At 62.6% G+C, this 20,335-nt stretch carries 17 protein-coding genes; 6 read left to right on the top strand and 11 right to left on the bottom strand.

Annotation, left to right across the window (positions count from 1 at the left end):
- The first annotated feature begins 55 nt into the window (after positions 1–55).
- Positions 56–1,453: an amino acid permease gene (locus tag AB7M33_RS25955; RefSeq protein ID WP_027593657.1), complete on the top strand. Its 1,398-nt coding sequence runs from the start codon at positions 56–58 to the stop codon at positions 1,451–1,453.
- Here AB7M33_RS25955 and AB7M33_RS25950 read toward each other — a convergent pair.
- Positions 1,450–2,781 (bottom strand): D-serine ammonia-lyase, encoded by a 1,332-nt coding sequence (locus AB7M33_RS25950; protein ID WP_454243958.1) that lies wholly within the window; start codon positions 2,779–2,781, stop codon positions 1,450–1,452. The two genes, AB7M33_RS25955 and AB7M33_RS25950, sit on opposite strands and share 4 nt — an antisense overlap.
- Before the next feature lie 212 nt (positions 2,782–2,993).
- On the opposite strand from AB7M33_RS25950, the gene eutH reads away from it, so the two are divergent.
- Positions 2,994–4,226 (top strand): ethanolamine utilization protein EutH, encoded by a 1,233-nt coding sequence (eutH, locus tag AB7M33_RS25945; RefSeq protein ID WP_454243957.1) that lies wholly within the window; start codon positions 2,994–2,996, stop codon positions 4,224–4,226.
- 115 nt (positions 4,227–4,341) lie between these two features.
- Positions 4,342–5,142 (top strand): helix-turn-helix domain-containing protein, encoded by an 801-nt coding sequence (locus tag AB7M33_RS25940; RefSeq protein ID WP_238217751.1) that lies wholly within the window; start codon positions 4,342–4,344, stop codon positions 5,140–5,142.
- 60 nt (positions 5,143–5,202) lie between these two features.
- On the opposite strand, the gene AB7M33_RS25935 is transcribed toward AB7M33_RS25940, so the two are convergent.
- The 3 genes from AB7M33_RS25935 to AB7M33_RS25925 form a co-directional block, all read right to left on the bottom strand.
- Positions 5,203–6,474 carry a D-arabinono-1,4-lactone oxidase gene (locus tag AB7M33_RS25935; protein WP_454243956.1) on the bottom strand — a complete coding sequence of 424 codons (1,272 nt, stop codon included), beginning with the start codon at positions 6,472–6,474 and terminating at the stop codon, positions 5,203–5,205.
- Between the two features lie 28 nt (positions 6,475–6,502).
- On the bottom strand, positions 6,503–7,270 hold the full coding sequence (locus AB7M33_RS25930; RefSeq protein WP_186683188.1) for an SDR family NAD(P)-dependent oxidoreductase: 768 nt from the start codon (positions 7,268–7,270) through the stop codon (positions 6,503–6,505).
- A gap of 147 nt (positions 7,271–7,417) precedes the next feature.
- Positions 7,418–8,290, bottom strand: a complete 873-nt coding sequence (locus AB7M33_RS25925; protein ID WP_099428992.1) for a LysR family transcriptional regulator — start codon at positions 8,288–8,290, stop codon at positions 7,418–7,420.
- Positions 8,291–8,425: 135 nt separating this feature from the next.
- On the opposite strand from AB7M33_RS25925, the gene AB7M33_RS25920 reads away from it, so the two are divergent.
- Genes AB7M33_RS25920 through catA form a run of 3 tightly spaced genes read left to right on the top strand, consistent with a single transcriptional unit; the run spans position 8,426 to position 10,849 of the window.
- Positions 8,426–9,547, top strand: coding sequence for a muconate cycloisomerase family protein (locus tag AB7M33_RS25920; RefSeq protein WP_027593654.1), 1,122 nt, complete (start codon positions 8,426–8,428; stop codon positions 9,545–9,547).
- 32 nt (positions 9,548–9,579) lie between these two features.
- On the top strand, positions 9,580–9,870 hold the full coding sequence (catC, locus tag AB7M33_RS25915; protein ID WP_027593653.1) for a muconolactone Delta-isomerase: 291 nt from the start codon (positions 9,580–9,582) through the stop codon (positions 9,868–9,870).
- A 43-nt stretch (positions 9,871–9,913) separates the two neighbouring features.
- Positions 9,914–10,849 carry a catechol 1,2-dioxygenase gene (gene catA / locus AB7M33_RS25910; RefSeq protein WP_099453741.1) on the top strand — a complete coding sequence of 312 codons (936 nt, stop codon included), beginning with the start codon at positions 9,914–9,916 and terminating at the stop codon, positions 10,847–10,849.
- A 907-nt stretch (positions 10,850–11,756) separates the two neighbouring features.
- On the opposite strand, the gene AB7M33_RS25905 is transcribed toward catA, so the two are convergent.
- The 7 genes from AB7M33_RS25905 to AB7M33_RS25875 form a co-directional block, all read right to left on the bottom strand.
- The gene (locus AB7M33_RS25905; RefSeq protein ID WP_454243955.1) at positions 11,757–13,115 is read right to left on the bottom strand and encodes a spinster family MFS transporter; all 1,359 of its coding nucleotides are present in this window, start codon (positions 13,113–13,115) and stop codon (positions 11,757–11,759) included.
- A 94-nt stretch (positions 13,116–13,209) separates the two neighbouring features.
- Positions 13,210–14,517, bottom strand: a complete 1,308-nt coding sequence (locus AB7M33_RS25900; protein ID WP_027593650.1) for an MFS transporter — start codon at positions 14,515–14,517, stop codon at positions 13,210–13,212.
- A gap of 22 nt (positions 14,518–14,539) precedes the next feature.
- On the bottom strand, positions 14,540–15,784 hold the full coding sequence (locus AB7M33_RS25895; RefSeq protein ID WP_265970356.1) for an OprD family outer membrane porin: 1,245 nt from the start codon (positions 15,782–15,784) through the stop codon (positions 14,540–14,542).
- A gap of 114 nt (positions 15,785–15,898) precedes the next feature.
- Positions 15,899–16,858 (bottom strand): PDR/VanB family oxidoreductase, encoded by a 960-nt coding sequence (locus tag AB7M33_RS25890; protein ID WP_258703980.1) that lies wholly within the window; start codon positions 16,856–16,858, stop codon positions 15,899–15,901.
- A 10-nt stretch (positions 16,859–16,868) separates the two neighbouring features.
- Positions 16,869–17,345, bottom strand: a complete 477-nt coding sequence (locus AB7M33_RS25885; RefSeq protein ID WP_454243954.1) for an aromatic-ring-hydroxylating dioxygenase subunit beta — start codon at positions 17,343–17,345, stop codon at positions 16,869–16,871.
- A complete protein-coding gene (locus tag AB7M33_RS25880; RefSeq protein WP_454243953.1) occupies positions 17,345–18,625 on the bottom strand; it encodes an aromatic ring-hydroxylating oxygenase subunit alpha in 1,281 nt (426 codons plus the stop codon). Before AB7M33_RS25880 ends, AB7M33_RS25885 begins: the two co-directional genes overlap by 1 nt.
- A gap of 340 nt (positions 18,626–18,965) precedes the next feature.
- Positions 18,966–19,916: a LysR family transcriptional regulator gene (locus AB7M33_RS25875; protein ID WP_225876706.1), complete on the bottom strand. Its 951-nt coding sequence runs from the start codon at positions 19,914–19,916 to the stop codon at positions 18,966–18,968.
- Positions 19,917–20,335 lie beyond the last annotated feature (419 nt).

Here is a 20,335-nt window from a genome sequence, read left to right as displayed (position 1 = left end):
CCCTGCGCGGGCCTTGTTCGAAAGCCCTGATACCCACAATAAAAAGAGGTCGCTCATGCAAGACATGTCCGCAAGCCTTGATCAAAGCAAACCTACAGACTCAGCCCAAGACGGGCACCTCAAACGCACGCTGGAAAACCGCCATATCCAGCTGATCTCCATTGGTGGCGCCATCGGCACCGGCTTGTTCATGGGCTCGGGCAAGGTCATCGCGCTGTCCGGTACCTCCATTCTGCTGGTCTACGCGATCCTCGGTTTTTTCGTGTTCTTCGTCATGCGTGCCATGGGCGAGCTGCTGCTTTCTGACCTGCGTTTCAAATCGTTCGCCGACATCGTCGCCCACTACCTGGGCCCGCGCGCCGGCTTCGTGCTGAGCTGGTCCTACTGGCTGAGCTGGAGCGTGGCGGTGGTCGGCGACGTGGTGGTCGTGGCGGGGTTCTTCCAGTACTGGTATGCGGATGTGCCCGCGTGGATACCGGCGTTCTTCACCCTGTTCGTGCTGCTTGGGCTGAACATGTTGGCGGTGCGAATCTTCGGCGAAGTGGAGTTCTGGTTCGGGATCATCAAGATCGTGGCCATCGTCACGCTGATCATCACCGCAGCGGTGATGATCGCCACCGCCTATGTATCACCCAACGGCGTGGTGGCCTCGCTGTCCAACGTGGTGGCGCCCGGCGCGGTGCTGCCCCATGGCATCAGTGGGTTTTTCGCAGGCTTCCAGATTGCCGTGTTTTCCTTCGCTGGCACCGAGCTGATCGGTACCACCGCCGCCGAGGCAAAGAACCCGCACCGTTCGCTGCCCAAGGCCATCAACACCATTCCTTTACGCATCCTGCTGTTCTACATCCTGGCGCTGGTGTGCATCATCAGCGTGGTCTCGTGGGCAGAAGTGCCGGCCAACCGCAGCCCCTTCGTCGAGCTGTTCCTGTTGGCCGGCTTTCCCGCCGCTGCCGGCATGCTCAACTTCGTGGTGCTGACGTCGGCGGCATCCTCTGCCAACAGCGGCGTCTATTCTGGCTGCCGAATGCTGTTTGGCCTGGCCGAGCGGGGTAATGCACCCGCCATCTTTGCCAGGCTTTCGGCCCTCAGCGTGCCGGTGCACAGTTTGCTGTTTTCGGCGATGTGCATGCTGGCCGGGTTGGCCCTGCTGTTCATCATCCCCGAGGTGATGACGGTGTTCACGCTGATTTCGACCATCTCGGCGATTCTGGTGATCTTCACCTGGTCGATGATCCTCGCCGCGTACATCGCCTACCGCAAGCACAACCCGGCCGCGCACCAGGCGTCGAAGTTCAAGCTGCCGGGTGGCGTGCCGATGGCCGTCACCTCGCTGGGCTTTCTCGGCTTCGTGCTGGTGCTTCTGGCCCTTGAGCCGGATACGCGGATGGCCCTGTGCGTGATGCCGTTGTGGTTTGTCTTTCTGCTTGTGGCTTATCGTCGGCGCAAGGCCTAACGCCCCTTGGCCAGGTAGGCGGCATATTCGTCATCCGGCACCATGCTGCCACCGGTGCCCCACACCAAGTGGGTCGCGTTGGCCATGCGCTGCGCCGTCAGCCCCATGCGCGCCAGGTACTGCGTTGCTTGCAGTACCTGCACCATGCCAGGCATGCCGGCCAGCGCCGAGGGCTCGAGGCGCACCTGCTCCAGGTCATGGGCCAGCACCAGCAATTGGTACAGCCGCTCGTCCGTGACCGTGTAGTAGCCGTCGAGCAGGCGCTGCATGGCCTTGCCAACAAAGCCGGAAGGGCGGCCTACCGCCAGGCCATCGGCTGCGGTGACGTTGTCGATGCCGAAGTCCTGCACGCTGGTTTCGTCATGCAGCCCGGTGTACACGCCAAGGAACATGCAGGGCGAATGGGTGGGTTCGGCGAAGACGCAGTGCACGTGATCACCAAACAGCAGCTTCAAGCCGAACGCCACCACGCCAGGCCCGCCACCCACGCCGCAGGGCAGGTAGACGAACAGCGGGTGCTCGGCATCGACCTTGATGCCGGCGGCCTTGAACTGGCCCTGCAAGCGTTCGGCAGCCACGGCATAACCGAGGAACAGGTGAGGCGAGTTTTCATCATCGACGAAGTAGCAAGTAGGGTCCGCTGCTGCTTGCTGGCGGCCTTGTTCCACCGCAACGCTGTAGTCGGAGGGGTACTCGATCACGCTCACGCCGTTGGCGCGCAGTTTGTCCTTTTTCCACTGCCGCGCATCCGACGACATGTGCACCGTGGCCTGGAAACCCAGCCGCGCGCTCATGATGCCGATCGACAGCCCGAGGTTGCCGGTCGAGCCGACCGCTACCTTGTACTGGCTGAAAAACTGCCGGGCGTCATCCCTGGCCAATACTCGGTAATCGCTGTCCAGGGTGATCAGGCCGGCCGCCAGCGCCAGGTCTTCGGCATGCTTGAGCACTTCGTGGATGCCGCCGCGGGCCTTGATCGAGCCGGAAATCGGCAGCTCGCTGTCGGCCTTGAGCCAGAGCGCACCGCCTTGGGCAAGGCCAGCCTCTTGCAGCAGGGTGTGCTGCAGGGCAGGCAGCGGGCGGATCGGCGACTCGATGATACCGCCAGACGCGGCGGTGTCGGGGAACACCTCGGCCAGGTACGGTGCAAACCGCTGCAGCCGGGCACTGGCTGCGCTGACGTCGGTGGCAGTGAGGCCGACGTCGCCCAGGGCTTGTGCGGTGGGCACGATGCCTGGGTTGAACCAGCAGGTTTCGCGCAGCGTGACCAGGTCCTCGACCCGCGGGTGAGAGGCGTACCAAGCGTCTAGCGATTTGCCGTGAATCATGCGTTGTTCCTGTGTTGATGACCCGTGTGGAGTAGCAGGGTTGCCCCACATTCTGTGAACTGCCTATACCTCTCGGTATATGGACAGCCAACTGCCTGCCGAATAGCTTAACCCTCGACGGGGCGCACCTTGCATGCGCGATAAAAACAATTACGCCCCCCGCGACATTCAGTCCTGCCAACCCAACAACTCTTACAAGAATGAGGCGGCAAATGGAAAGCATCGGCACCTATGTCATCTACGTCATCATGGTGTGCGCGGTACTGGGTGCCGTGGCATCCATCTACAACCCGGAAGGCGAATTGGGCCAGGAATTCATTGCCGGCCTGCACAGCATTGGCCCCATCTTCATCCCCGTGGCCGGCATCATGGCGGCGATCCCTTATATTTCCGCAGGCATCAGCCAGTTGATCGCGCCGCTGTTCCTGGCGTTAGGCGCCGACCCGGGGATTGCCGGGCCCATCTTCATCGCCTCCGACATGGGCGGCTACCAGCTTGCCAAGGCCCTGGCGCAAAGCCCCGAGGGCTGGATCCTCGGCTTGATCACTGGCTTCCAGTCTGGTTCGACGATCATCTTCGTGATCCCGGTTGGGCTGGCGATGCTGCGCAAGGTCGACCACAAGTACATGGCCTTAGGCATCATGGCTGGCTTGTTGACCATTCCGGTCAGCATCATGGTGATTGCCATGACCATTCAAATGCTCGGCCTGGAGGTCCGCCCGGACATCGCCACCACTGGCGTGGCCACTCAGGCACTGCACTTCACCTGGCCGATGCTGGTGCGTAACCTGATGCCGTTGATTCTGTTCTGCATCGCGCTGGCTGCTGCACTTCGCTACTTCCCGACGCTGATGGTCTACCTGTTCCTCAAACTTGGGCAGTTCATGTACATCACGGTGGTGTTGGTGCTGGTGGCCTCCATCGTCCAGTACTTCACCGGCTTCTTCAGCAGCGTATTCGGTGGCTGGGGCTTCGCCCCTATCATCGCCGATGCCGACGACCAGTTCCGCGCACTGGAAATTGCGGGATACGTCGGCCTGATGCTGTGTGGGGCATTCCCGATGGTGCACCTGCTCAAGCGCTTTCTGGCCAAGCCCATCGAGCGGGTCGCCTCGCGGTTCGGCATGTCGGGTGTTGGTGCAGCCGGTGTACTGGCCGCATCGGCCAACATCCTGGCAATGTTCAGGCTGGTCAGCGAAATGCCGCCCAAGGACAAGGTTTTGGTGATCGCTTTTTCGGTGTGCGCCGCCTTCACGTTCGGCGACCACATGGCGTTCTCTGCCAACTTCCAGCCCTCGTTGATCCTGCCGCTGATGATCGGCAAACTCAGCGGTGGCCTGGTCGCCATGTTGCTGGCCAGTTGGCTCGCCGTACCCAAGGCACTTGAGATGGGGCGCCAGGATGAGGCCGCCAGCGCCTTCAAGGTGGCGGCTGAAGCGTCCTGATCGAAAAGCGTCGTCGACATGATCCGGAGCGCCCAGGGCGCCCCGGATTTTGTGCTTTTTGCGGCGCAGGGCGGTAAGTTCTGGGTGCTTCAGTGCACAAGAGCAGGGGGGAACGATGACATTGGAAGAAGCGAACAGGCTGGCGGCCGTTATCGACGCGATAGGCACGGAACACTTGGGGCCCGCCATCGATGCGCTGCTGCGAGAGAAACTGGCCTTTGAGATGAGCTGTGGCTACCTGTTCCAGTTCAACCAGAAGGCCGTGCTGGTGCATAACGGCTACAACGACTCGGTGTCGGAGCGCACCTTGAATGCCTACGTGCGCGGCGGCTACCTGCTCGACCCGTTTTATGTCGCCTGCGTCAACGAACACCCGCCCGGGCTGTGGCGCATGAGTGAGCTGGCACCCGACAGCTTCTTCTCTTCGGGCTTTTCCATCTCCAAGGACATCCACCCGTGCGTGTCGTCCGACTACGGCACCTCGGTGGAGGAGGTGGGGTTCATCATCGCACTGCGCCCCCAGGTGGCTGTCGTCTACTCGCTGATGCGCAACCTCAGCAGTGGCAGCTTCGGCGAAGACGACATGCAGATGCTGGCCGCCATGGCGCCTGTGCTGGCCTCGGTACTCGGGCAGCATTGTCGGCTGAAGTACGCGGATTGCCTGCGCGATGCGCCAGCCGAGAGCGTGGTGCTGGAAGATGCGTTCGTCGAGATCCTGCAGGGCCAGTTGACCGAAACGCAGCGCTACATCGCCAAGTTGCTGTTGCAGGGGCACAGCAACGCGTCGATTGCCAGGCAACTGAATATTTCCGATGGCACGGTGAAAGTGCACAAGCACAACATCTACCAGCGGCTTGAAATTTCTACCAACGCCGAGCTGTTTCGCCTGTTCATCGACTACCTGGCCAAGGCCTGACGGCCTTGAAAGCACAACGCCCGAGGTGCTCCCCCGGGCGTTGTGCCAAGCCGTTGCGGCCTACTTGAACAGCGGGCTCAGGTGCTCGCTGAGGTACACCCCCTGAGGGTCGAGTTGGCGGCGCAGGGTGCGGAAATCCTCGGCACGGGGGTAGATCGCGCTGACGTCGTCGCCGGTCAGAAAGTGCAGCTTGCCCCAGTGAGGCCGGGCGCCGTATGAACGCAGAATCTGGTCGACCGCACGCAGGTAGTCCCAGTAGTCGGTGCCTGGCTGGCCGGACACCGAAATGGTGACACTGTCCTGCTCGAAGAACGGGCTCATCCAGGCGCCGTCGCCTGCGGTGAAACGGTATTCGATGGGGTAGATCGCCTCGGGGAAGTCCTCAAGCATCAGCTTGCGCACCGCCCGCAAGGCGTCCTTGCTGTGCCTGATGGGCACGGCGTATTCCAGTTCATGGAAGTTGGGCAGGTACTCGATGGGGTAGACGTCCGAGCTGTAGGCCACTTTCTCGAACGGGCTTTCCCAGGCCGGGCGGTCGGTGATGTCCATGACCTTTACTTCACAGACGTCGGTGGTGCGCCCGCTGGTGGAGGTGGCGGCGGTGTCGGGCAGGCAGTAGCAGTGCCGGCTCTGCTCGTAGGGGCACCAGAAGAAGCTGAAGTGGCGGTGTGTACGGGCCAGATCGTCGTGCTTGTCCATCACGCTTTCGAAGTCTTCACGCCAGATGCGTTCGTGCAGGTTGAAGCTGTCGGTCACCTGCAAGGTCAGCTCCGAGACGATCCCCAGCACCCCCAGCGACACCCGGCCAGCCTGCAGCAGGTCGGGGGTGCTTTCGTCCACCACGATGATCTCACCGTTGGGCTGAACCAGCTTCATGCCGACGATCGAGGAGGCCAGGTTACCCAGGGTCAGGCCGGTGCCGTGGGTGCCTGTGGTCAAGGCACCGGCAATCGACTGGCTGTCGATGTCACCCTGGTTGACCATGGACAAGCCTGCAGCCCGCAGCGCCTTGCCGAAGGCGTTGATGGTCGTTCCGGCCGCCGCAGTGACGCGTTTTTTTTCGTGGTCGATGTGGCGTACACCGCTCATGTTGCCCAGCGTCAGGTGCAAGCCATTGGTCAGCGCCACCGGTGTGAACGAATGCCCGGAACCTGCCACGCGCACGTTCATGCCATTGGCGCTGGCCTGGCTCACCAAGGTGCACAGTTCGTCTTCGCTGGAGGGCGCGCCACGCGCCGCGCGGATACACGACTGGTTGCCCGCCCAATTGCGCCAGTGCGCCTGATTGAGCCCGAACTCGTTGATGTGCATGTTGTTCGATGAGGTGGTCACGTTGCTCTCCTGCCCATTATTGTTGTGATCAGATGGCGGTGTAGCCGTTGTCGGCAAACAGGTGGGCGCCGTTGACGAAACTGGCGTCGTCGCTGGCCAGGAACAGCGCCGCAGTGGCCACTTCCGACGGCTGGCACAGGCGCCCTTGGGCGGCGGCGATGGCATGTTCGCTGACATCCACGCCGTGTTTGCGCAGCATGTCGATTTCGCGCAGGCCATGTGCGGTGGCGATGAAGCCCGGGCAGATCGCGTTGGCGCGGATGCCGCGGTCGCGGAACTCCACGGCGATGGCCCGGGCGAACATGTGCGTGGCGCCCTTGCTGGTGCAATACAGCACCTCCATCGGCGTGCCCACCACGGCCGAGATCGACGACGTACAGACGATGCTGCCGCCGCCTGCCGAGAGCATGCCCGGCAAGACCGCCTTGGTGACCAGGAACATGCTTTTCACGTTCACGGCCATGATCCGGTCCCATTCTTCTTCGCTGGTTTCCAGGAAGGGCACGGCAGCCAGGATACCGGCGTGGTTCATAAGGACGGTGATGGGCCCAAACGCCTGTTCCACGGCAGCAACGGCAGACTTGACCTGTTGCGCGTCGGAGACATCGGCGGGGGCGAACAGCACGTCATGGCCGGCATCGCGCAACTGCTGTGCCACCTCAGCGCCTTTGCTGCCAGGCAAGTCGACGATACCGACTCGCGCCCCCTCTGCCGCGAACAGCTCCGATGCGGCCAGCCCGCACCCACCCGCGCCGCCTGTAATCAGCGCGACCTTGCCCTTGAGACGTCCCGTCATGTTCGACTCCGCGCCGCGCCGTTTGCCGGCGCAGCATTGGTTTTTATTGAATGTGTGTGATGCCTCGGCGGTTCGCGATCGCGTGTCGGAGCATGAAACAGTTCAACGGGAACATCCATATACCGATGGGTATACGGGGAGGGCAGGTCAGGTCGCCTGTTGTGCAATCAACGCCAGGCACCGCTGCACGATCGGGCTCACATCGCCCTTGCGACGGCTGAGGATGATCGGGCTGACGGCGCTGGTGTCCAGCAAGCCGACATACTCGATATCCGTGCGGTGCTGCTGTTGCACCGACGCCGGCACCAGGGTCACGCCGAGCCCGACGGCCACCAGGCCGATGGCCGTTTGCAGTTCGTTGGCCCACTGGCTGATTTTCAGGGTCATGCCGTGGTGGGCGAACAGGGCCAGCACATGGTCGGCATAGCTGGGCCTGGGGTTGGCCGGGTACAGAATGAACGGCTCCTTGGCCAGTTGCGCGAGGGTCAGTGGGGTGCCTGCCAACGGGTGGCCCTTGGGCAATACCGCGACCAAGGGGTCTTCGCACAGCACCTGCTGGAGGATGGCCGGGTCATCGATACGAATACGGCCGAAGGCGATGTCGATGCGGCCACTCTTGAGTGCCTCGACCTGCTGCAGCGTGGTCATCTCGCTCAACCCCAGTTCCAGCTCGCTGTCCTGGCGCAGTTCGCGGATCAGCGCTGGCAGCACGGTGTACAAGGTGGAGGGCGCAAAACCGATGCCCAGCCATTGGCGTTGCCCATGGCCGATGCGGCGGGTGTTGTCGCTGATGTTTTCCAGTTGCTGGAGCAGGGTGCAGGTCTGTTCATAGAAGAACCGCCCGGCTTCGGTCAGGCGCAGCGGGCGTTCACGCAGCACCAGCAGCGTGCCGAGCTGCTCCTCGAGCTGGCTGATCTGCCGGCTTAGCGGCGGCTGGGCGATATGCAGCAGCTCGGCAGCACGGGTGAAGTTCAGCGTTTCGGCCAGCACCTTGAAGTAGCGAAGGTGACGCAGTTCCATCAGACCTCCAGGGTATGGTGGGAGATTCATTTGATATTGGACGGGTATCAGGGTCTCGCGCAATGCTTGATCAATCAAGTAAGTGCAACTATCGGGTCTGCCATCTGCGGTCCGATCTGACGGGACCTGGCAACAATGACAAACACCCTGATTGAACGCATAGATGCAATTATCGTCGACCTGCCGACCATTCGCCCGCACAAGCTGGCCATGCACACCATGCAACAGCAAACCCTGGTGGTATTGCGCGTGCGTTGTAGCGACGGCGTCGAAGGTATCGGCGAGGCGACCACCATTGGTGGCCTGGCCTACGGCTATGAAAGCCCCGAGGGCATCAAGGCCAATATCGACGCACACCTGGCGCCGGCGCTGATCGGCCTGCCGGCAGATAACATCAACGCCGCCATGCTCAAGCTGGACAAGCTGGCCAAGGGCAACACCTTTGCCAAGTCGGGTCTCGAAAGCGCCTTGCTCGATGCCCAGGGCAAGCGCCTGGGCCTGCCGGTCAGCGAGCTGCTGGGCGGCCGCGTACGCGACAGCCTGGAAGTGGCCTGGACCCTGGCCAGTGGCGATACCGCCCGCGATATCGCCGAAGCCCAGCACATGCTGGAGATCCGTCGCCACCGTGTGTTCAAGCTGAAGATCGGCGCCAACCCGGTGGAGCAAGACCTCAAGCACGTGGTGGCGATCAAGCGCGAGCTGGGTGACAGCGCCAGCGTGCGGGTCGACGTCAACCAGTACTGGGACGAGTCCCAGGCCCTGCGCGCCTGCCAGGTGCTCGGCGACAACGGAATCGACCTGATCGAACAGCCCATTTCGCGGATCAACCGCGGCGGCCAGGTGCGTCTCAACCAGCGCAGCCCAGCGCCGATCATGGCCGACGAATCGATCGAAAGCGTCGAGGACGCCTTCAGCCTGGCCGCGGACGGCGCGGCCAGCATCTTTGCCCTGAAAATCGCCAAGAACGGCGGCCCACGTGCAGTGCTGCGCACGGCGCAGATCGCCGAAGCGGCCGGTATCGCCTTGTACGGCGGGACCATGCTCGAAGGCTCGATCGGCACCCTGGCTTCGGCCCACGCGTTCCTCACCTTGCGCCAGCTGACCTGGGGCACCGAGCTGTTCGGGCCGCTGCTGCTGACCGAAGAGATCGTCAACGAGCCGCCGCAGTACCACGACTTCCAGCTGCACATTCCACGCACGCCAGGCCTTGGCCTGACCCTGGACGAGCAGCGGCTGGCGCGCTTTGCCCGCCGCTGAACTGTACATTCAACGCCTTAAGGAGAACCCGCATGCTGTTCCACGTGAAGATGACCGTGAAACTGCCGGTCGACATGGACCCGGCCAAGGCCGCCAAGCTCAAGGCCGATGAAAAGGAACTGGCCCAGCGCCTTCAACAAGAAGGTACCTGGCGCCACCTGTGGCGCATTGCCGGGCACTACGCCAACTACAGCGTGTTCGATGTGGCAAGCGTCGAGGCCCTGCACGACACCCTGATGCAACTGCCGCTGTTCCCGTACATGGAGATCGAGGTGGACGGCTTGTGCCGCCACCCGTCGTCGATCCACAGTGACGACCGCTGATTCGTCCCTGACTACCTGACAAGAACAAGATGAGGTAAGCAAAATGACCGTGAAAATTTCCCACACTGCCGAGATCCAGTCGTTTTTTGAAGAGGTCGCAGGCCTTGGGCACGCCGAGGGTAACCCGCGCTTCAAACAGATCATCCTGCGCGTGCTGCAGGACACTGCCCGCCTGATCGAAGACTTGGAAGTGAGCGAGGACGAGTTCTGGCATGCCGTCGACTACCTCAACCGCCTGGGCGGCCGTAACGAGGCGGGCCTGCTGGCAGCAGGCCTGGGGATCGAGCACTTCATCGACCTGCTGCAAGACGCCAAGGATGCCGAAGCGGGCCTGACCGGCGGTACCCCGCGCACCATTGAAGGCCCGCTGTACGTTGCAGGCGCGCCGCTTAGCCAAGGCGAAGCACGCATGGACGATGGCACCGACCCCGGCGTAGTGATGTTCCTCCAAGGCCAGGTATTCGGCGCCGACGGCAAGCCGCTGGCAGGCGCTACCGTCGACCTCTGGCACGCCAACACCCAGGGCACCTATTCGTACTTCGACTCGACCCAGTCCGAGTACAACCTGCGCCGACGCATCATCACTGACGCAGAGGGCCGCTACCGCGCCCGCTCCATCGTGCCGTCCGGTTATGGTTGCGACCCGCAGGGGCCAACTCAGGAGTGCCTGGACTTGCTTGGCCGCCACGGCCAGCGCCCGGCGCACGTGCACTTCTTCATCTCCGCGCCGGGGCATCGCCACCTGACCACGCAGATCAACTTCGCCGGTGACCAATACCTGTGGGATGACTTTGCCTATGCCACCCGTGATGGGTTGATCGGTGACCTGCGCTTTGTCGAGGATGCGGCGGCGGCGCATGATCGGGGTGTGCAAGGGGAGCGTTTCGCCGAGTTGGCCTTCGACTTCACGTTGCAGGCTGCGCAGGCGCCTGAGGCCGAAACCCGCAGCCATCGCCCGCGTGCGTTGCAAGACGGCTAAAGCTCGACCCTTGTAGGAGCAGCCTTGCGCTGCGAAGAGGCCGGTGACAGCAGCGCAGATCTACTGTGTTTTCACCGGCCTCTTCGCAGCGCAAGGCTGCTCCTACACACGCCAGCCTCCACAGTATTCACCGTTTATGCCTGGGCCTTTCCGTGCGGGGAGGGTCCGGGCTTTTTTGTGTGCCACATGTGGTGTGGGAAAAGAAAGTGTTGTCTTGAGTTTGGAGGTGGCGCTCGGCTGACGCTCAACCCTTGTAGGAGCAGCCTTGTGCTGCGAAGAGGCCGGTGAAAACACAGTAAATCTCCGCTGCTGTCACCGGCCTCTTCGCAGCGCAAGGCTGCTCCCACACACGCTAGCCTCCACAGTTTTCACCGTTTATGCCTGGGCCTTTCCGTGCGGGGGGGCCGGGCTTTTTTGTGTGCCACATGTGGTGTGGGAAAAGAAAGTGTTGTCTTGAGTTTGGAGGTGGCGCTCGGCTGACGCTCAACCCTTGTAGGAGCAGCCTTGTGCTGCGAAGAGGCCGGTGACAGCAGCGCAGATCTACTGTGTTTTCACCGGCCTCTTCGCAGCGCAAGGCTGCTCCTACACACGCCAGCCTCCACAGTTTTCACCGTTTATGCCTGGGCCTTTCCGTGCGGAGAGGGTCCAGGCTTTTTTGTGTTTACAAGGAATATTGGGGAAGCGGGCTGCTATGTGCTTGTCGGCAGACAGGGTGAAGGCGGCCAGGTGCTTGCCTTGGGCTTGGAGGTGGAGCGGATATCGAGCGCCGCCCGCGCGGCGCTTCGCGGGGCAAGCCCGCTCCCACTTCTGTTTCGGGCCAGTTATTCCTGAAGCATTGGCTCGCGCCCCCTTTTCGCGCTCACCTCCCAGTGCCCCCGACTACAATCGGGTCATGCTGGCCAACACTTCAGGCCGCGATGGGGTGCTCACGCTGCATGCTGTGTCGGAAGCACTTGCAGCCTTTGGCCAGCAACACGATGGCCAGCAACGACGCGACGAAGCTGACAATCGACATCGAAGAACCGACCGCAGCCGGTACGCCGAAGTAGCGGTCGGTGATCAGCGCCACCAGCGTGGTGCCCAAGCCCAGGCCCAGCAGGTTACTGATCAGCAGGAACACCGCCGATACCTGCGCACGCACCTGGTTCGGCGAGAGGATCTGCATGGCCGCAGTGGACGCCGGCATGGGGAACGAGGCGAAGAACATGGCCGGTACCAGCAGGGTCACCGACAGCCACAGCTGGTCCACCTGCGAATACAGCACGGCCGGCACGATCATGCCCAGCGCACCGATGACCCCGGTACGCATGGCTGCATCGCTGCGGCCGCGCTTGGCCAGGTGGTCGGTCAGCCAACCGCCGAACACCACACCCGTGGTGTTGGCCAGCAGCAGGATGGTGCCGAGCATGAAGCCTGCTTGCTCGGGGCTCATGCCGAACTTGCGGATGTACAGCGCCGGTGTCCAGCTCATCATGCAGAACAGCGCCATGGCGTAGAACGAGAAGCCCAGGTAGTGGCAGCTGAACGTGGCCCGGTGACGACCGATGAAGCGCAGGCCGTCGGTGAGCTTCACCTTGCGCACATTACCGTCGGCGTCCAACTGCGCGCCCTTGCGCTCGGGGTTGCGCACGGTCAGCCAGATCAGCAGGCCCACGAGCACCCCAGGCAGGCCGACGATGAAGAACGCCAGTTGCCAGGCCTTCATGGCGCCAAGGAAGGCCACCTCGATGGTCTGTGCGTCCTTGAGCAAGGTGATCACGTAGCCGCCGACCAGAAAGGCAATGCCGCCACCGACGAACGAGCCGATGGAGTAGATGCCCACTGCGCGGCCGAGCTTTTCCTTGGGGAACAGGTCGCTGAACATCGAGTAGGCCGAAGGCGACAGGGCCGCTTCGCCGACGCCCACGCCGATACGGGCAAGGAACATCTGCGTGAAGTTCTTGCTCAGGCCGCAAGCGGCGGTGGCGAAGCTCCAGAAAATCACCCCGACCGCGATGATGCGTGGCCGCGAAAAGCGGTCGGCCAGGTAGGCGATGGGCATGCCCATGAAGGCGTAGAACAGCGAAAACGCCAGGCCGTGCAGCAGGCTGAACTGGGTGTCGCTCAGCTGCAGGTCGGCTTTTATCGGCTCGATCATCAGGGCCAGAATCTGCCGGTCAACGAACGAGAAGATGTAGGCCACCATGCACAGGATGACCACATACCATTCGTACACGTAACGTTTTTGGGTGTGCTTGAGGTGTTGCGCTTCGGTCAGGGTATTCATGCTTGCAAGTTCCTGAGGGGACAGCCCTGATTGGGACAGCCTGATGGCCCCTTCGCAGCCCAAGGCCGCTCCTGCGAAGGGGCTGAACACGCGGTCAGTTATTGTCTGCAGAGGCTTGTGGCTTGATGGAAATCACCGCCAGGGTGGTGATCGCGCCCATCACCACGAGCATCACCGACACCGGCCAGGCATCCTTGTAAATGCTGAACAGCGCCGTTGCCGCCAGTGGCGCCAGGCCGCCGGAGAAGATCGAGGCAATCTCGTGCCCCATGGCCAGCCCCGAATAGCGCACCTTGGCCGGGAACAGCTCACCCATCAGCGCCGGCTGGGTGCCGATCATCGCGCCGTGACAGAAGGCCATGCCCAGCAACGCCGCCAGGTACACCCACACCGGTGAGTGGGTATCGAGCATCCAGAAGAACGGGAACGCCAGCACCATCAAACCGACCGAGCCGATGGCATACACCACCCGCCGGCCAATGATGTCCGACAGCCAACCCCAGAACACGATGGTGCCGGCCTCGACGATCATCGCCACCATCACGCTGGCCAGCACCAGTTGCGTATCCAGGCCGGTGAACTTGGCGTAGGCGATGGTGAAGGCGAGGAACAGGTAGGCGCTGCCGTTTTCGGCGATGCGGATACCCATGGCCTGCAGCACGGCCTTGGGGTGGTTGCGCAGCACTTCCATGGCCGGCATGTGCTCGGGCTTGTCCTGCTGGGCCTGTTCCTCGACGAAGGCTTTGCTCTCTGGCAGGCGACGGCGGATGTACACCCCCACGCCAAAAATCAGGATGCTGGCCAAAAATGGCACCCGCCAGCCCCAGCTCATCATGTCTTCGACGGGCAGCATCTGCACCAGGTAGAACGCAGCGGCAGACAGTACGAACCCGCCGGAAACACCCAGCTGGCTCCAGGCCGCATAGAAGCCGACGCGGTCCTTGGGCGCGTTCTCGCTCAGCAGCAGCACGCCGCCGCCCCATTCGCCGCCCGAGGCAACGCCTTGCAGCACGCGCAGGATCACCAGGCAGGCGGGGGCCAGGTAGCCGACCTGTTCGAAGGTTGGCAGCAGGCCCATGGCGAAGGTTGCCGCCCCCATGATCGCCAGGGTCATCACCAAGGCCTTCTTACGTCCGGCCTTGTCGCCGATATGGCCAAAGATCAGGCCACCCAGCGGGCGTGCCAGAAAGCCCACGGCGAAGCCGGCAAACGAGGCCATGGTGCCAAGCACCGGGTCGGTGCCGGCGGGGAAGAACAGCGGGGCGAAAATCAGTGCTGCGGCCGTGCCATAGAGGAAGAAGTCATACCATTCCAGGGCATTGCCCAGGACCGAGGCGATGACAATGCGGCGCATGGTGCGCGGGTCGGTATCGCGGGTGATGCTGGTGTTCAGGTTGCTCATGAGCCATCTCCATGCGGGCCGGTCACCAGAACTTCCAGGTGTAGGAAGTGATCAGGCGATACTCGTTGTAGTCGTTGCCGTACTGCTGTTGGGTACGCATGTTCTTCAGGTCGAAGGCCAGGTCTTTGAGCGGGCCGCTCTGGATCACGTAGCTGAGCATGATGTCGCGCTCGCTTTCCTGGTCCCTTGCAAGGCCCGGGCCGCGGTCGATATCGGTGCCTTTGATGTAGCGGGTGAACAGCTTCAGCCCGGGCAGGCCCATGGCGGCAAAGTTGTAGCCATAACGCACCGACCAGCTGCGTTCATCTGGGCGAATGAACGGCAGGCCCGCCCAGTTCGGCAGCCACAGCTGCGGCACGTAGCCGTTCAACGTCGGGAACACGGTATCGCCGGTCATGCGCTGGTAGCTCAGGCCCAGCATGTGCCCGCTTTTTTCCAGGGTGACCAGGCCGAAGTAGGCGCGGTTGTCCACGGTGCCGCTGCGTGCGGCACCGTCTTCACGGTTGTTGAAGTACCCCACGTCGGTTTTCAACTGGTAGCCGTCGGCGAACTTCAGGGCGTGCTTGATGCCGCCGTAGTCCTGCTTGTAGATGTCGTTGAGCACACCATGGAAGTAACTGGCTTGCAGGTCTGGGGTCAGGGCGTAGGTGGCGCCGGCGAAGTCCAGGCCATCACTGTCCAGGTCGTCGCGGGTGCCGTAGCGGTAGAGGCGCTCATGGTTGGACGACTCGCGGGTGACGATGGACCAGAAGCGCCCGCCAACGAGGGTCAGGTTGTCGATGTCGCGTGATTCGATCACCGCGCCCTGGTAAATCGTGTCGAGCTGCCGGCTGGGGTCGTTGGAGGCGACGGGGTAGAAAGGTTTCTGATCACCGATCAGTACCTTGGTGTTGGCGTACTTGAGCTTCAGGGTCGCACCGCCGCGGCTATAGTCGTCGGCGGCCTGCTGGCGGTGCTTGCTGAAGGGCAGCGAGCCATCGTTGCCGGTGGAGTCCAGGCGCACGGCATACTGGCCGTTGAGGTCGAGACCGACTGCCACGGGGGTATCGGTGTAACCGGACTCGAACTGCAGGTCGAAGCCCTGCGACCAGTTGCCGACCTTGGACACCGGCGCGCTGGGGTTGGTGAAGTTACGGTTCAGGTAGAGGTTTCTGAAATTGAGCGAGAGGTGGCTGTCATCCACCACATCGGCCAAGCACGTCAGGGGTAATACGGCGCCCACACACAAGCAAAACGGTTTCGCACGCAACGGCCATTTGAGTTCCATGGGGTAATCCTGGAAGTGTGATCAGTACAAGTCCTGGGCAGTCGAGCAACTGGGCAGAAGGGCTGCAGGTCTTGCGCCCGCTTGTCTGTCACGTATTGTTTTTGTTTTTGTTTCTCAGATATCCAGCACCAGGCGCTTGCCGCGCGCCCGGGAACAGCACAGTACGATCTGCTCGTTGGTGTGTTTCTCCTCTTCGGTCAGGTAGTGGTCACGGTGGTCGGGTTCGCCTTCGAGCACGTCGCACAGGCAGGTGCCGCACACACCTTGCTCGCAGGACACCTCGACCTTGATCCCGATACTGCGCAGGGCGGCGGTCAGGGGCTGGCCTTCCTGCACCTGCACGGTCTTGCCGCTGCGTGCGGCGACCACCTCGAAACTGCCGCCCGAGGTGTCGACCTCGGCCTGGAAGTACTCGTGGTGGATGTGTGGGTCGTCGTAGCCTTGCTGGCGCGCCCCTGCGATCACCCAATCCATGAAGCCCGCCGGGCCGCAGGTGTACAGGTGCACGCCAGGCATGGCGGGGCCCAGCACCTGGGCCAGGTCCAGGTGCTGCTCAGGGCCTTCATCGCTGAAGTGGGTGAACACGCTGGCCGCGAACGGTGCGCCGAGCAGTTCGTCGACGAACGCGCAGCGGCTGCGTGAGCGGCCGCGGTAATGCAGCTCGAACGGTTTACCTTGGGCATGCAGGGCATGGGCCATGGCGATCATCGGGGTGATGCCGATGCCACCGCCCAGCAAGATTGAGCGCGTGGCGTCGCTGGCCAGTGGGAACAGGTTGCGCGGCGCGCTGATGCGCATTGGCGTGCCAGGCTGCAGTTGCTCGTGCACTGCCACCGAGCCGCCACGAGACTGGCTGTCCTTGAGCACGCCCAGGCGGTAGACATTGGCATGCGCGGGGTCGCCGCACAGCGAGTACTGCCGCACCAGGTCGGGCGCCAGGTGCAGGTCGACGTGGGCGCCTGCCGCAAAGCGCGGCAGGGCCTGGCCGTCGACCGCGGCCAGTTCCAGTACGACCACGTCGCCGCCTTGCACTTCGCGGGCTTGCACGATCACATCGAGCAGTTGTTCGCTCATGGTCGTGGCCCTAGAGGATGTAGCCGATACCGGCGAGGGTATCGTCACTGTTGATCAGGCTGATCACCTTGCGGTGGATCTTGAAGCTGCCTTGCGCCCGCAACAGGGTGTAGGTCAGGTCGGCGCTGTAGTGCTTGAGGCTTTCCTTGCGGAACTCACGCACGTTCTGCGCGCAGCGCACGGTGACGTTGACGCCGTCGTCGCCCAGCACCCGGAAGCGCGAAATCGTGCGCACGGTACGTGGCTGGGGGCTGGTGGAAATCGACTCGCCGCCGATCAACCGCTGCACGCGCAGGCCACGCATGTGGTGGTCGTCGTAGGCGTAGTTGAGGGTGTTTTCGTAGTCGCTCTCGCGCGGGTCGATGGGGATGATGTACGTGCCTTTTTCGGTCCATTGGCCGAGCCAGGTGTCGTACTCGCCGTGGTCGAGCATGTCGCCTTCCTGCCAGATGAAGGCGGTGACTTCGTTCAGTAGGTTCAGATCCATCACTTGCTCTCCGTCATCATCTTCTTCCACTGCTGGTACGCCGCGCGCATGCCGGTTTCGGCACTCACGTCAGACACCAGCCCGTCTGCGCTGGGCTTCTCGCCCGGCAGGCCGCGGTTGAGCATGATCCACAGGTCTTCACCGGCACGGGCGCCTTTCTGCACGCGCTCCCAGGCTTCGGAATCGTCCGGGGTGCCAAAGCCCATCGGGCCCTGGAAGTGCTCGTGCAGGCGCAGGCGGTAGCGGTTGGCCGCGGCTGGGCCGCCGTCCATGGTGATCACCGAGTGGTGGATTTCGGTCTCGGTCACCGAGATCGGCTGCAGCACGCGGAAAAACGCCATCGAGCAGGCGACGTTGGGGAACAGGTTGAGGTTGAAGCCCGAGCCACCGACGGCGCGGACGATGCGACGCACCTGCTGCTCGTCGATGCCTTCGTCACGCAGCTCGGCGGCGAGGGACTCGAAGCGCTCGGGGATCGGCTTGTCGAGGTCGGCTTCCAGGTCCACCAGCTCGGGGATCATCACCATCACGCTGTGGCCGTTGCCGAGGTCTTCGACGTAGCCGGGGCCTTTGACGAAGTCGAACAGCTCCAGGGTCTGCTCGTCGACCGAGGACAGGAAGCTTTTGTGCACCAACGGGAAATGATAGGCGTCGGTGGTGTTTTCCAGCTGGATCTTCCAGTTGCCGGGGAAGCGGAAGCGGTGCTCGCCGGGGACCTTGATGCCGTAGCCGGCGCCTTGCTTCATGAACAGGTCCATCCACTTCTTCGCTGCGCCGAGGAAGTCTTCGAGCGGTTCGATGTCGTCCTTGAAGGTGGCGAAGACCATGCCGGCGTAGCTTTCCACGCGCAGGCTGACCAGTGGCAGCTCGGCCTTGTCCAGGCAGTCGCCGTAGCTTTCCGGGTGGGGGATGCCGCGCAGCGAGCCGTCGAGGGCGTAGCCCCAGCCGTGGTAGGGGCAAACGAAGCTGTTGGTCTTGCCCTTCTTGTGCTCGCAGACCGTGGCGCCGCGGTGGCGGCAGCGGTTGAGCAGCACGTTGATGGCCTTTTTGCGGTCACGCACGACGATCACCGGCTGTTTGCCGATGAAGGTGGTCTTGTAGCTGCCGGGCTCGGGGACTTCGCTCTCGTGGGCGACCCAGATCCAGGTGCTGTGGAAGATCTTCTGCAGTTCGGCGTCGAACAGGGCCGGGTCGGTGTAGAGGGAGGTGTGGACACGGTCGGGCTGGACCAGCTCGGCCGGGTCGACCGTCAGGTTGACGGCGGGGATCAGGTTGCTCACGGGGTCACCTATGGGGCGTTTTCTTATGGGAGCAACGCTAAAGGGCAGGGGGGTGGGGCTCAATGACAGGGGGGATCAATGTTGTTGCGTTTTTTGCAATGGGGGGTGGCTATGCGTTCGGCGTAGTTTTTTTGTGGGGGCGGACATCGAGCGCCGCCCGCGCGGCGCTTCGCAGCACAAGGCTGCTCCTACAGGTGAGACGGGCGCAAAGGGGGGCGCGCGCCCATGTCACAGGAATAATTGGCCCGAAACAGATGTAGGAGCAGCCTTGTGCTGCGAAGCGCCGCGCGGGCGGCGCGCGATCTCATAGGCGCTGCATGTCATAAGACAAGCACCAAGATCACAACGCCATCCGCACCGCCTTGGCCATCTCCGTCGCCAATTCCCGGCTCATGCCATCCAAGGTTCGCCCACGGCGCGTAACAATCTGGATATCGGTCGCATTCATCGCCTCGCAATCGATGGCCAGGGCCTTGAAGGTGCCGTTCTTGAGCTCGTCGATGATCGGCAGTTCGGCCAGCAAGGTGGCGCCCAGCCCCGACCGAACGAAGTCCAGAATCACCGCCAGGGAGTTGGAGGTGAGGGTGGGCACGATGGCGAACGGCTGGTCCTTGCAGGCGGCATCCGCCAGCTCCCGCACGCGGAAGTTGGCGCCGGGCAGCACCAGTGATTCGCGGGCCACTTCGGCGAGGCTGACCGTGGAGCGCTCGGCCATCCGGCTGTCACGGTGAACAATCATCCGCAATGGCTGCGCCAGGCTGAACAGGCGCGTCAGGCGGGCCGACGCGTTAGGCGCAAAGACTACGCCGAGGTGCGCCTCGTCGTTCATCACCATGCGCTGCACCTCCAAGGACGGGGCGCTGATGATCTCGGCCTTGTGCGCATTGTGCGCGTGCAAAAAGCCCTGCAACGAATTGATCGCCCGGGCCCCCAGCAGGCCTTCGCCGATGGCGATCACCGTCGAGGCTTGCTGGCGGCTTCGCAATTCGTCCAGCCGGTCGACCAGCAGCGCGTGTTGGCGAATGCGTTCGATGTAGTAGTCCACGGCAGCCTCGCCCGCGGCAGTCAGGCTGATGCGGTGGGTGCCGGGGCGCACCAGTTCGATGCCCAGTTCTTCTTCCAGCCGGGCGATCTGCCGGCTGACCGATGAGGTGGCGACGCCGAGCACTTCGGCAGCGGCGCGCATGGAGCCCTTGTCATGGCTCAGGTGCAGGTAGCGCAGGCGGTGGTCCTGCAGATCGATATGGCGGGTGGGCATGACCTCGACCTCGGGGGTAATCACGGCAGGCATTGGCGTGTCCCCATCCATCCTGGTGGGGCGTTGGCTTGTTTTTTTTGTGTGCTCGGCGTGGGTGGCCGGCGTTGTCGCGCTCCATGCCAGGCCATCGTACACGCGTTTTTTTCTGTCCGAAATCATGTGAAAAAGGCGCTAAAAATTTTTCGTGATATCGGCGCTGGTCGTTAGTTTTTTTAGGCGCGTTGTAACCGGTTTTTGAAGTCGTATAAATCCATTTAAATCATGTAGATAGCCAATTTTTAGAGGGTTTATCCGTTAGGGATAGGCAAATTTTTCTCCTGATTTAGCGTGAAAATTCAATTGACAATTCACGTAAATCGCCGCAAATATTTGTCACCGGCACCTAAAACAAGAGAGACAGACCATGCCGCCCGAACCTGCCTTCGCCCCTCTGTATGGCCAGTGCTTGCCTT

This window comes from Pseudomonas sp. Y3 TE3536 (genome assembly GCF_053629175.1).
The sequence above is the reverse complement of the archived record's forward strand: the minus strand, read 5'-3'. Positions and strand labels throughout refer to the sequence as shown.

What these genes read in the sequence shown, in the direction of transcription:
- AB7M33_RS25955 (WP_027593657.1), top strand. Translation starts at nt 56, where the DNA reads ATGCAAGACATGTCCGCAAGCCTTGATCAAAGCAAACCTACAGACTCA.
- AB7M33_RS25950 (WP_454243958.1), bottom strand. Translation starts at nt 2,781, where the DNA reads ATGATTCACGGCAAATCGCTAGACGCTTGGTACGCCTCTCACCCGCGG.
- eutH (WP_454243957.1), top strand. Translation starts at nt 2,994, where the DNA reads ATGGAAAGCATCGGCACCTATGTCATCTACGTCATCATGGTGTGCGCG.
- AB7M33_RS25940 (WP_238217751.1), top strand. Translation starts at nt 4,342, where the DNA reads ATGACATTGGAAGAAGCGAACAGGCTGGCGGCCGTTATCGACGCGATA.
- AB7M33_RS25930 (WP_186683188.1), bottom strand. Translation starts at nt 7,270, where the DNA reads ATGACGGGACGTCTCAAGGGCAAGGTCGCGCTGATTACAGGCGGCGCG.
- AB7M33_RS25925 (WP_099428992.1), bottom strand. Translation starts at nt 8,290, where the DNA reads ATGGAACTGCGTCACCTTCGCTACTTCAAGGTGCTGGCCGAAACGCTG.
- AB7M33_RS25920 (WP_027593654.1), top strand. Translation starts at nt 8,426, where the DNA reads ATGACAAACACCCTGATTGAACGCATAGATGCAATTATCGTCGACCTG.
- catC (WP_027593653.1), top strand. Translation starts at nt 9,580, where the DNA reads ATGCTGTTCCACGTGAAGATGACCGTGAAACTGCCGGTCGACATGGAC.
- catA (WP_099453741.1), top strand. Translation starts at nt 9,914, where the DNA reads ATGACCGTGAAAATTTCCCACACTGCCGAGATCCAGTCGTTTTTTGAA.
- AB7M33_RS25905 (WP_454243955.1), bottom strand. Translation starts at nt 13,115, where the DNA reads ATGAATACCCTGACCGAAGCGCAACACCTCAAGCACACCCAAAAACGT.
- AB7M33_RS25900 (WP_027593650.1), bottom strand. Translation starts at nt 14,517, where the DNA reads ATGAGCAACCTGAACACCAGCATCACCCGCGATACCGACCCGCGCACC.
- AB7M33_RS25895 (WP_265970356.1), bottom strand. Translation starts at nt 15,784, where the DNA reads ATGGAACTCAAATGGCCGTTGCGTGCGAAACCGTTTTGCTTGTGTGTG.
- AB7M33_RS25890 (WP_258703980.1), bottom strand. Translation starts at nt 16,858, where the DNA reads ATGAGCGAACAACTGCTCGATGTGATCGTGCAAGCCCGCGAAGTGCAA.
- AB7M33_RS25885 (WP_454243954.1), bottom strand. Translation starts at nt 17,345, where the DNA reads ATGGATCTGAACCTACTGAACGAAGTCACCGCCTTCATCTGGCAGGAA.
- AB7M33_RS25875 (WP_225876706.1), bottom strand. Translation starts at nt 19,916, where the DNA reads ATGCCTGCCGTGATTACCCCCGAGGTCGAGGTCATGCCCACCCGCCAT.